The sequence below is a fragment of the Aeromonas sp. 600886 genome (genome assembly GCF_049174935.1).
GTDB classification, from domain to species: domain Bacteria; phylum Pseudomonadota; class Gammaproteobacteria; order Enterobacterales; family Aeromonadaceae; genus Aeromonas; species Aeromonas veronii_A.
In genome coordinates this window covers 1-10,461 of sequence record NZ_JAAKUB010000046.1, presented here as the reverse complement: position 1 = coordinate 10,461, position 10,461 = coordinate 1, and the positions used below count along the sequence as shown (strand labels likewise).

Annotated in this window: 10 protein-coding genes and 1 tRNA gene; 6 read left to right on the top strand and 5 right to left on the bottom strand. The window is 58.1% G+C overall.

The annotated features are described in order from the left end of the window. Positions 1-623 precede the first annotated feature (623 nt). Positions 624-711 (bottom strand) — tRNA-Ser (locus G5179_RS20725). A gap of 197 nt (positions 712-908) precedes the next feature. Between G5179_RS20725 and G5179_RS20720 the strand changes: the two genes are divergently transcribed. Both G5179_RS20720 and G5179_RS20715 read left to right on the top strand, forming a co-directional pair. After that, entirely contained in the window at positions 909-1,658 is a 750-nt protein-coding gene (locus G5179_RS20720) for a DsbA family protein (protein WP_005340211.1), read from the top strand. 296 nt (positions 1,659-1,954) lie between these two features. Next, entirely contained in the window at positions 1,955-2,857 is a 903-nt protein-coding gene (locus tag G5179_RS20715) for a sulfite exporter TauE/SafE family protein (RefSeq protein WP_164536000.1), read from the top strand. Here G5179_RS20715 and G5179_RS20710 read toward each other — a convergent pair. Together G5179_RS20710 and hemL are read right to left on the bottom strand one after the other, a co-directional pair. Beyond that, the gene (locus G5179_RS20710; protein ID WP_204384978.1) at positions 2,772-3,587 is read right to left on the bottom strand and encodes a hypothetical protein; all 816 of its coding nucleotides are present in this window, start codon (positions 3,585-3,587) and stop codon (positions 2,772-2,774) included. The genes G5179_RS20715 and G5179_RS20710 overlap by 86 nt on opposite strands. Positions 3,588-3,804: 217 nt before the next feature. Then, positions 3,805-5,091, bottom strand: coding sequence for a glutamate-1-semialdehyde 2,1-aminomutase (gene hemL / locus G5179_RS20705; RefSeq protein ID WP_201937713.1), 1,287 nt, complete (start codon positions 5,089-5,091; stop codon positions 3,805-3,807). Positions 5,092-5,335: 244 nt separating this feature from the next. On the opposite strand from hemL, the gene clcA reads away from it, so the two are divergent. From clcA to erpA, 3 genes are all read left to right on the top strand, one after another. After that, complete coding sequence (clcA, locus tag G5179_RS20700; protein ID WP_421259025.1) at positions 5,336-6,724, top strand: H(+)/Cl(-) exchange transporter ClcA; 1,389 nt, start codon at positions 5,336-5,338, stop codon at positions 6,722-6,724. Between the two features lie 91 nt (positions 6,725-6,815). After that, on the top strand, positions 6,816-7,511 hold the full coding sequence (locus G5179_RS20695) for a DUF6776 family protein (protein WP_005343032.1): 696 nt from the start codon (positions 6,816-6,818) through the stop codon (positions 7,509-7,511). Between the two features lie 87 nt (positions 7,512-7,598). Continuing rightward, positions 7,599-7,949, top strand: coding sequence for an iron-sulfur cluster insertion protein ErpA (gene erpA / locus G5179_RS20690; RefSeq protein ID WP_005340225.1), 351 nt, complete (start codon positions 7,599-7,601; stop codon positions 7,947-7,949). 138 nt (positions 7,950-8,087) lie between these two features. Here erpA and nhaC read toward each other — a convergent pair whose 3' ends face one another. Beyond that, positions 8,088-9,497: a Na+/H+ antiporter NhaC gene (nhaC, locus tag G5179_RS20685; RefSeq protein WP_421259024.1), complete on the bottom strand. Its 1,410-nt coding sequence runs from the start codon at positions 9,495-9,497 to the stop codon at positions 8,088-8,090. 301 nt (positions 9,498-9,798) lie between these two features. Here nhaC and G5179_RS20680 point away from each other — a divergent pair, with 301 nt between their 5' ends. Further along, positions 9,799-10,008 (top strand): hypothetical protein, encoded by a 210-nt coding sequence (locus G5179_RS20680; RefSeq protein ID WP_005357820.1) that lies wholly within the window; start codon positions 9,799-9,801, stop codon positions 10,006-10,008. Here G5179_RS20680 and G5179_RS20675 read toward each other — a convergent pair. Next, positions 10,003-10,275, bottom strand: coding sequence for a late competence development ComFB family protein (locus tag G5179_RS20675; RefSeq protein WP_005343036.1), 273 nt, complete (start codon positions 10,273-10,275; stop codon positions 10,003-10,005). The genes G5179_RS20680 and G5179_RS20675 overlap by 6 nt on opposite strands. Positions 10,276-10,461 lie beyond the last annotated feature (186 nt).

The following is a 10,461-nucleotide window of genomic DNA, read 5'->3' as shown; positions in this document are numbered from 1 at the left end:
GAGAGTAGGACACTGCCAGGCACCCAATACAAGAAACCCCGCTCATCGAGCGGGGTTTTTTATTGCCTGCAATTCAGCACGTCGCCTTATCTCCCTTCCTCTGTTTTTATCCTTACTCACCGCTGCTTTCTGGTTCCACAAATAGCTTGATGTTCCGCTTGGTACTCTTTCTTCACTGAACCGCTGGGTACTGTATGGTGGCTCTGGCGTAGTCATTACCCACGAATTCTATGCTCGCCTGTACGCTATGATCTCTTGCTTGCGTTCTTTCCTGGGCATCTGCGTCTTGTGTTAGCTGAAGTCTTTCTTTTTGAGCCCTCTGCATGGTCCATGACTTTGTTAATCGCCCACTGACGTTATGCCAGAGAGTGTGTTGGCTGTGCTAACACGCAGGCGCAGTGGTTGCTGCTTTGGGTCGTTGTTGTTTGGGGTAATGGGAAGGGATATCCGCAGGAGCGCAGAGGTTCGATGTTGGTAGGTGATCTTGTGGCAGCTATTTAGCTCGCAGGTGAGAAGCTCAAGAAAGGAGTTGAAGAAGACTAATGTGTTGAGATCTATGAGGAGTGGCAAATCGCAGGCAAACAAAAAGCCCACGCAACATGATTGCATGGGCTCGGTATGAATGGCGGAGGAGGTGGGATTTGAACCCACGGATGGTCGCCCATCGCCGGTTTTCAAGACCGGTGCATTCAGCCGCTCTGCCACCCCTCCGCAGCAGTGCGGCGAATATTACCATGCTGATCCGGCTTGTAAATCCCTGCCCGGTTTGATTGCTGGTTAATTGTGCGAAATGACATGAAAAAGTGGCAATCAGGGCCCATCAAGCTCTTTTTTGGCCAGATAACTTGACTTGAAAACAGACTCAACCACTATAGTGGCCTCTATCATATCCTCTGCAAGATAACGTTATGACTATTAAAAATGCCCTGTTTTGCGCGCTGGCTGGCGTGACCCTGCTGGCGACGCCGGTACATGCAAGCGAGCTGACCAAAAGCGATGTCGAGCAAATCGTTCGCGACTATCTGGTCAAGAATCCCGAGATCCTGGTCGAGATGTCCAATGCCCTGCGTGCCAAGCAGGAGAGCCAGCAGGCCGAGAGTGACAAGGCGCTGATCAAGGCTCACTCCAAGCAGCTTTATGCCAATCAGGATCCCGAGATGGGGAATCCGAAGGCATCTCTGACCATTGTGGAGTTTTTCGATTACAACTGCGGTTACTGCAAGCGGGCCCATCCGCTGGTCAAGCAGCTGATGGCGGAAGATAAAGATATCCGTTACATCTACAAGCAGTTCCCCATTCTGAGCGAGTCCTCCTACTTCGCCGCCCGCGCTGCGCTGGCGGTGCAACTGGGTCAGCCTGACAAGTACCAGGCGTTCCACGAGAAGCTCTATAGCCATCAGGGCCCGCTCGCTGATGAAGCACAGGTCAAGCAGTTGGCTGTGGCGGCCGGTGTGGACTGGAGCAAGGTGGAAGCCAAGATCAAGGATGGCAGCATCGACCAGAACCTCGGTACCAACCGTGCTCTGGCTGAAGCGCTCGGTATCTCCGGTACCCCGGCCTTCATCATCGGTGATCAGATCCTGCGCGGTGCTCCCCGTGATCTGGCCAGCCTGAAGGGGTTTATCAAGGACGTGCGTGCCGGCAAGAGCATTCAATAAGCAGTTGTTATGGTCGAGGGCCCAGCGCCCCGGCCAGATACAGAAAGAGGGTCGGTATCACTACCGGCCCTCTTTTTTATTATGTCCTTTGGCACAAGTGGTCGTCGCGAAAGGACCATAACAACGTGCTCAGGACCCGGCCTGTTGGCCTCAGTAACAAGTATTAGCAGAGTCGTTCGGAGTCTATTGATAAATATTTCGCCTCGCAGAGGTGTGTCGTGTGCATTGCTTAATTCCGGTCAAGATTTTTTCTGCTGCTTGCCTTAGAATCGCCGCCCGTTGCAGGAGAAACCCCTATGTTAGTTGATATTTTACGGCTGGTTTTTATAGCCGGAGGCCTCGTATTCATCTTTATGCTGGTGCAAGCCTGCTGGCGGAAGAAGCAGAGTGGATCCTTTGAGGAGACCCCCTTCTGGCCGGTGGCGTTGATCGGTGGGGTTGCCAACTTCCTCGATACCCTGGGGGTGGGCAGCTTTGCGGTAAAGACCGCCTGCTACAAGCAGTTCAAGCTGATCGATGACCGGGTGCTGCCGGGTACCCTCAATGGGCAGTGTGTGCTGCCGACCGTGACTCAGTCGCTGATCTTCGTCGGCGCAGTAGCGGTGGAGCCGCTGACGCTGATCAGCATGATGATGGCCGCCGCAGCTGGCGCAGCCTGGGGCGCTCGTCATGTGGCTTCGTTTGATCGGCAGACCATCCGGCTGGTGATGGCCATTTCCTTACTGGTCGTCGCAGGGCTTATCTTTGCCGGTCTGCTGGGTCTTTTCCCTGTAGGCGGCGATGCGATGGGGCTCAGCGGCTACAAGTTGGCGATCGCCCTGCTTGGCAATTTCATCTTCGGGGTGCTGATGAATGTCGGTATCGGCCTGTTTGCCCCCTGCATGACGTTGGTTTATCTGCTGGGGATGAATCCGCTGGCGGCGTTTCCCATTATGATGGGCTCCACCGCCGTGCTTAGCGTCTTCTCCGCAGGCACCTTTATCCGCAAAGGGGCGTTCGATGCCAAGGCGGTGCTGGCGGTAGCCATCTTCGGTCCCATCGGTGTGGTGCTGGCCGCCATGCTGGTCAAATCCATGGATATGGAGATGCTGAAGTGGCTGGTTGCCTTTATCGTCATCTATACCTCCTGGACCATGTACGCCTCCTGGCGGGCGACGCGTCGCTCCCCTGTGCAGTTGACGGTGGAGAGCGCAGGCTAGCCTGTACCAGTGCCGCTTCGGCCTTGGCCCCCAGAAAGACATAGAGGCCCAGCGCCAGCAGCAAACCCACCGCGCACCCCATCACTCCGACCGCTGGCCAGAGCAGCTCGTTCTGGCCGAGCGAGCCTTTGAACAGCAGCAACAGCCCCTCGATGGAGACCGCGATCAGAATGGCGGCGATAAAGCGGGTGATGGTGCGGCGAATAGCGCTGTGGCGGAAGATATCCTTATGCAGCAGTACCTCCTCTTCCAGAATGGTCTTGCCCAGATCGAACACCGCCAGTGCCAGCGTCAGAAAGATGATGGCGCTAAAGGCGCCGAGCTGGTTCTGCTGCTCGCCGCACAATAGCTGGTAAAGCTGCTCCAGCCCGTGCCAGATGAGCGTTGCGACGATGAGAAACAGCGCCATGCTGAGCACCACATAGACCGCCTTGAACCAGGGCATGGCGCGGCGGCGCTCCCTGTCTCCCATCAACCAACCAATCAGTTGATTCAGACAGACAGTGATCTCTCGTCCTTGCCCCTGCACGATGAGGTGCAGCCGGTTATGGGCGGCCGGTGCCGCAGGCTGGATGCACATCGGCCCCTGATAGTGGTCAATGCTGATGACAAAGGGATACCCCTTGAGCGAGACAAGGGGGGCGCTGAGCAGCCCCTGCAGTAGCGGGGTCAGCTCCTCCTGATACTCCTGATAGCGCCGCAGCACATCGATGGGGCTCATCTCTGCCATATGGACCTCGGTGACGTGGGCTCTTGTGGTGAATGTGCAAATAGTGGGCCTGCTTTATGACAGGGATGGCAGGGTTAGTTGCACCAGAGGATGACAAATTGGTCAGTGACGAAGAGGGAATGCACCAGAACTGGGCGTATCGATGCCCTGTCTGGTGATGAAGGTACTGCAATAGAAAAGGGCCCGTGACGGGCCCTTTGCGACAACCAGCGGCGATTTAGCCAGCCAGCTTGGCGAAGCTGCGCTCAGCGGCAGCCAGGGTATGTTCGATCTCCTTGTCGCCGTGAGCCAGAGACAGGAAGCCCGCCTCGTAGGCGCTCGGCGCCAGATAGACGCCCTCTTCCAGCATTAGATGGTAGAAGCGCTTGAAGCGTTCCATATCGCAGCGAGTGACCTGCTCGTAGCGAGTGATTTCGTTCTCTTCGGTGAAGAAGAAGCCGAACATGCCGCCCACATAGTTGATGGCGAGCGGGATGCCGTGCTTGGCGGCGGCCGCTTTCAGTCCCTCGGCAACCCGCGCAGTCTTGGCGCTCAGCTGCTCATAGAGGCCCGGCTCCAGCAGCAGATCCAGCATGGTCAGACCGGCAGCCATGGCTACCGGGTTACCGGAGAGAGTTCCCGCCTGATAGACAGGGCCGGTCGGGGCGATGTGCTGCATCACCTTCTTCTTGCCGCCGAAGGCGCCCACCGGCATGCCGGCGCCGATGATCTTGCCAAGAGTGGTAAGATCTGGGTCGATGTTGTAGTGACCCTGAGCACCGCGCAAGGAGACGCGGAAGCCGGTCATTACTTCGTCCAGGATCAGCAGGGCACCGAACTCGTCACAGATGGCGCGCAGCCCTTCCAGGAAGCCGGGGACCGGCGGGATGCAGTTCATGTTGCCTGCGACCGGCTCGACGATGATACAGGCGATCTCGCTGCCGTACTGAGTGAAGGCTTCGCGCACCGACTCCAGATCGTTGAACACACAGGTCAGGGTGTGTTTGGCGAAATCGGCCGGAACGCCCGGGCTGTTGGGCTGACCCAGGGTCAGGGCGCCGGAACCGGCCTTGACCAGTAGGGAGTCGGCGTGGCCGTGGTAGCAGCCCTCGAATTTGACGATCTTGTCGCGGCCGGTGTAGCCACGAGCCAACCGGATAGCGCTCATGGTCGCTTCGGTGCCGGAGTTGACCATCCGCACCTGCTCCATGGAGGGGACGATCTGGCGTACCTTCTCGGCCATCAGCACTTCGATCTCGGTCGGCGCACCGTAGCTCAGCCCCTTCTCCACCGCTTTGATGACGGCGGCCTTGATGGCCGGGTGGTTGTGACCCAGCAGCATGGGGCCCCAGGAGCCGATGTAATCCACGTAGGCCTGACCATCCACATCATAGAGATAGGCGCCATCGGCGTGATCGATGAAGCGGGGCGTGCCGCCGACGCCATTGAAGGCGCGGACCGGTGAGTTGACGCCACCCGGAATGGTCTGGCGGGCCTGTTCAAACAGCTGATCTGATTTTGACATGGATCATCCTTAATGGGATTTTGGGCGTCACATAAGGGATTGCAGCCGATTGAGACTCGGCAGGCCGGGGCATGAGGAGTATGCTTTGCGCTCTCGCCACCCGGACTCTCGGTCTGCTCCCGTGACAAAAATTTAACGGGCCGACTATAGCAGAAAGCCCCAGCCCTGGGCAGCCGAGCAACGCGCCGGGTGATCCTGATCTCAGCTAGCTGACGATATGGTTTTTCCAGGTTGGTGTAACAAGATGGCGCAACAAGCTCTCTCCTTTGAAGCCGATACCTCTTCGCGGGGGCCGCTTTCCCGCATTATCCGGCAAGACAAGATGCCCTTGCTGGTTCTGTTGCTGGCGGCGCTGGTCGGTACCCTGGCCGGACTGGTGTGCGGTCTGTTCGAATCGGGTGTCCATTGGCTGGCAGAACAACGCATCGCCTTGCTGGCAGACCGTCCCTGGTGGCAGCTCGGTCTGCTTGGCTTTGGCTTCAGTGCCTTGCTGGGATTTGTCGGCTACTTCCTCACTCATACCTTTGCCCCCGAGGCAGGCGGTTCCGGCATTCCCGAGATCGAGGGGGCGATGGATGATCTGCGCCCGGTGCGGTGGTGGCGAGTGTTGCCGGTCAAGTTCTTCGGCGGCATCTGCACCCTGAGCTCCGGTATGGTGCTGGGGCGGGAGGGGCCCTCGGTGCAGATCGGCGGCAACCTCGGCAAGATGGTGGCGGATATCTTCCGGCTGCCCAAGGAACATGGCCATGCCCTGTTGGCCGCCGGTGCGGCGGGCGGTCTGGCTGCTGCCTTCAATGCGCCGCTGGCGGGCATCCTGTTCGTGATGGAGGAGATGCGACCGCAGTTTCGCTACTCCTTTCTGGCCATCAAGGCGGTGGGGATCTCCGCCATCATGGCGACACTGATGCTGCAGAACATGAAAGGTCAGGGGGCGGTGATCACTCTACCCCACTACGATGCGCCAGCCCTCAAGGCGCTCTGGTTGTTCCTCTTTATGGGGGCCACCTTCGGGGTGCTCGGTTTTGTCTTCAACAAGCTGGTGCTGGCCTGTCAGGATGGCTATCTGGCGCTGCATCAGAACAAACGCCACCGTTTCGTGGCCATCGGCATGCTGGTCGCCGGAACGTTTGGGGTGTTGTCGCTGTTTGCTCCTTCGGTGACGGGCGGCGGCACCGAGCTTATTCCTCATCTGATGGGGGATGAGTATGCGATGGCGACCCTGTTCCTCATTTTCTCGGTGCGGCTGGTTGCGACCCTCATCTGCTTCTGCTCCGGTGCCCCGGGCGGGGTGTTTGCGCCGACCCTGGCGCTGGGCACCCTGTTTGGCGTGGTGTTCGGCCATCTGTTTCATGCGGCGTTTCCGGAGCTTGGCATCGAGCCCGGCGCCTTTGCCATCGCCGGAATGGGGGCGCTGTTTGCTGCCACCGTGCGCGCCCCGATCACGGGTATCGTGCTGGTCACCGAGATGACCGACAACTATCAGCTGATCCTGCCGATGATGATTACCACGGTCGGGGCGACTCTGGTTGCCCAGTGGCTGGGTGGCCGACCGATCTATTCCCAGATCCTGGAGCGAACTTTACGGCTCGCCGCGCGTCAAAAGCGGGGTGATGGCAGCGCCACGGCCAGTTAATTTTTCCCTTTATCGCCTGTGACCCCGGTCAGGGCGGTATAGTGAAGGGAGAGGCGCTGCCGTAAATGGCGTGATAACGGGATGAGGGGCTATGTCCAATCTATTGAAGTTATTGGTCGTGTTAGCCGTTGGCGGGCTCATCGGTTACTTTGTCGGGAACCGTCAGGAGCTGGCCCAGAGCAGTCTGTTGGTGGTACAGCAGGAGACGCTGGATCGTCAGGGCAAGGCCATCGGCCAGCTCAAGACCGAATTGGGGGTGAAAGATACCCAGCTGGCGACCCAGAAAGCGGCCTTTGAGCAGTTGCAGACTACCCTGAAGAGTCAGGAGGCGCAGGTGCAGGAGCTCAAACGCCAGTTGGCCTTTTTCGAGCGGATCATGCGCCCCACCGGCGAACAGGTGGGGGTAGTGATCGACAACCTGACTCTGCAGGAGACCAGCATTCCCGGTCGCTACCACTATCGTCTCGCCCTGACCCAGCCCGCCAAGAAGCGGGAGCTGTTCCGTGGTCAGGTGCAGATCCGGGTCGAGGGGAGTCTGGCTGACAAGCCGAAGACGCTAACCGGTCGCGATCTCGGGATGAAGGTGAGCGAGTGGCGCTATGCCCTGCGTTATTTCCAGCTGCTGGAAGGGAACTGGCAGTTGCCGGAAGGCTTTGTGCCGGATCGGATCCGTGTCACCATCAACAAGGACGGCAGGCAGCCGGCGCAAGAGCTGCTGGTTGAGTGGGGTGAGGTGATCAAGCCGCTGGTCGCCGCGCCGCCCGCTCCGGTTCCCGCTGCCGGTTAAACGTGGTGAATACTTGAACTGAATGGTCGGGTATTGGATAATTTCGCGGTTTCCATGTTTGTGGATCTAATGGTTGTGAGGTCAGTAATGAGTGCAGTAGCAGAAGCCCCGCTGCCCATCCAGATGACGGATGCGGCGGCCAACAAGGTGAAGAACCTGATCACCGAGGAAGAGAATCCCGAGCTGAAGCTGCGGGTATACATCACTGGTGGGGGCTGCTCCGGTTTCCAGTATGGCTTTACCTTTGATGAGAAGATCAACGACGGGGACACCGTAGTCGAGAAGAATGGCGTCACCATGGTGATCGATCCCATGAGCCTGCAATATCTGGTAGGCGGCAGTGTGGATTACACCGAGGGTCTGGAAGGCTCACGCTTTACCGTGACCAACCCCAACGCCACCACGACCTGTGGCTGTGGCTCCAGCTTCTCCATCTGATCGGCATTATCGGTCTGATGAAACGGCTCTCGGCAACGAGGGCTGTTTTTGTTTGTGGTGATCAGTGTGCTCCATCAAACAGCATTTCTCTCAAACAACAAAGGCGCCTTGGTGGCGCCTTTGTTGTTTCAGGATGGCTTAGCGGGAGCTTGCCGCCGCGACCAGCGGGATCCGGTTCACTGCCTTGCCCATGTAGGCGAGGGTGATGGTCACAATGATGCAGGTGAAGCTCAGCCACATGTAAGGCAGGTAGTCGAGGGTTGCCACCCCCAGCACTCCGGCCATGAAGATGCCGTTGTCGCTCCAGGGCACCATGCCGCAGGTGAGGGTGCCGCCAAACTCGGCGTTGCGAGAGAGGTTCTTGCGCGCCAGTCCCAGTCGGTCGTAGTTCTTGGCCATGATCTTGGGAGTCAGGATCAGCGACACATACATGGCCGAGCCAAACACGTTGGCCAGAAACGCGGTACCGATGGTGTGGCTGGTCAGGCTGCCGACGCTGTTGATGCGCTTCTCGAAGGCGCTGGCGATCACTTCCAGAATGCCGACCTTCTCCAGCAGACCGCCAAACCCGAGACCGAAGATGATGACCGCGACCGAGCCCAGCATGGACTCCATGCCGCCGCGACCGAGAATGTTGTCGATAAAATCGATGCCGGAGGTGATGGCAAACGGATTATAAGCCGAGTGCATCGCCTTGACCGGATCCATGCCCTGGAAGGCGATGGCCCAGATCAGGCCCAGCAGGGCGCCGAAGCTGATCACCGGGAAGGCGGGCTTGCGATTGGCCAGCAGGCCCAGTACCAGCACCACCGGCACTATGGCCAGCGGAGTGATGTTGAACTGGTTGTCGAGGGCCTCCATCACCAGATTGACCTGCTCCAGGCTGACGTTGCCCGAATACTGCATGCCCACCACGGTGAACAGCACGGCGGTGATGACATAGGAGAGCAGGCTGATGGGCAGCATCCCCTTGATATGCTCCACCACGTCGACGTTGGACATGGTCGAAGCCAGCACTACTGAGTCGGAGAGCGGAGAGAGCTTGTCACCAAAATAGACGCCGGAGAGCACGGCACCGGCGACCAGCGGCGCAGGCACGCCGAGACTGTGGCCGATCCCCATCATGGCGATACCGGCGGTGGCGGCAGAGCCCCAGGAGGTGCCGGTGGCCAGCGAGGTCAGGGAGCAGATGATCAGGGTTGCCAGCAGGAAGATGGACGGGTGGATCACCTTGAGGCCGAAGTAGATGATGCTGGGGACTATGCCGCCAGCAATCCAGGTGCCGACCAGAGCACCGACGGAGACTAGGATCAGGATGGCCCCCATCCCCTTGGCAACGCCGTCAACGGCAGCCTGTTCCAGGGATTTGTAATCGTGGCCGAGTTTGATGCCAAGCCCCATGATGACGAACCAGGCGATGAACAACGCCAGCTGGATCGGCAGATCGAGCACGCTGGTGAACGAGAATGCCAGGGCCAGGAAAATGGCCAGACAGGCAAACACCTGTGCCATGCCCGGTAGTCGGATGTGGTTTTGTTGGTTTTGCATAGATACTTCCTAAACTCTTGCTCGCCAAGGTCACTCCCTCTCGTCCTGTGGATACATCGATCCCGAGGAGGCAACCCAAAAAGAGGCCGCAATCTACCACAAACCCGGCGGGTTAAAGCCCCATCAAATTGGCAAAAATGCACATTTGATTGAAAAAATCACAAATTAGTTGATCTCATAACCCGTTTTTGAGCGGCCTGTTGACACAAGGGGTTACATACGAAGCTTGCCTGTGACGCCACTTGCATCCCCATTAGATGAAGATGATAATTATTATCAATTGTTGATTGGGGAGAAAACAATGCGCTGGATATTGCGGGGGATGATGTTGCTGGTGGCGGTGGCCGTACTCGCATGGGGTCAGGATAAAGAGTACGGCACCTGGAGTGCCGGTTTTCTGCTGGCTGCCTGGGTGATGCTGGAGCCCGGATTGCGCCCCGCCTTGATCTTGCTGCCAGTGGCCGGGTTGACCGGTATCGTTACCCTGCTCTGGCAGCAGCCCTGGTTATGAACTTTTGACGGGAGCCTGCTTGATCTTCTGCTGTGCCACCTTGAGCGATTCGACCACCAGCTTCTCCATTTCGGTACGCTTGGCGTCGGTCAGGAAGTAGATCATGTCGACATTGTGGCGAATATAGTGGGCCGGAAGCTGGTTGAGGGTAAGGCAGCAGAGGTCGGCCATCTGATCGCTGTTGAGCTTTTGCTGCAGCCCCTGTTTCTCAATCTCCTTGAGCACCAGATGTTCGTAAAAGTTGTGAATGTCGGTATCCAGTATCATATGGGTTCCTTGGCATGACGATGAGCGGGGAGTCGTCAAAAGCATAGCCATAACAAGGAGTAAAAACAAAAGGCCCATCACTTTCGTGATGGGCCTTTTGCGTAATGAATGGTGCGAAGAGAGGGACTCGAACCCTCACATCCGTGGGACACTAACACCTGAAGCTAGCGCGTCTACCAATTCCGC

Bases quoted from the DNA above. Each gene is read 5' to 3' on its own strand.
- G5179_RS20720 (WP_005340211.1), top strand. From the start codon at position 909: ATGACTATTAAAAATGCCCTGTTTTGCGCGCTGGCTGGCGTGACCCTG.
- G5179_RS20715 (WP_164536000.1), top strand. From the start codon at position 1,955: ATGTTAGTTGATATTTTACGGCTGGTTTTTATAGCCGGAGGCCTCGTA.
- G5179_RS20710 (WP_204384978.1), bottom strand. From the start codon at position 3,587: ATGGCAGAGATGAGCCCCATCGATGTGCTGCGGCGCTATCAGGAGTAT.
- hemL (WP_201937713.1), bottom strand. From the start codon at position 5,091: ATGTCAAAATCAGATCAGCTGTTTGAACAGGCCCGCCAGACCATTCCG.
- clcA (WP_421259025.1), top strand. From the start codon at position 5,336: ATGGCGCAACAAGCTCTCTCCTTTGAAGCCGATACCTCTTCGCGGGGG.
- G5179_RS20695 (WP_005343032.1), top strand. From the start codon at position 6,816: ATGTCCAATCTATTGAAGTTATTGGTCGTGTTAGCCGTTGGCGGGCTC.
- erpA (WP_005340225.1), top strand. From the start codon at position 7,599: ATGAGTGCAGTAGCAGAAGCCCCGCTGCCCATCCAGATGACGGATGCG.
- nhaC (WP_421259024.1), bottom strand. From the start codon at position 9,497: ATGCAAAACCAACAAAACCACATCCGACTACCGGGCATGGCACAGGTG.
- G5179_RS20680 (WP_005357820.1), top strand. From the start codon at position 9,799: ATGCGCTGGATATTGCGGGGGATGATGTTGCTGGTGGCGGTGGCCGTA.
- G5179_RS20675 (WP_005343036.1), bottom strand. From the start codon at position 10,275: ATGATACTGGATACCGACATTCACAACTTTTACGAACATCTGGTGCTC.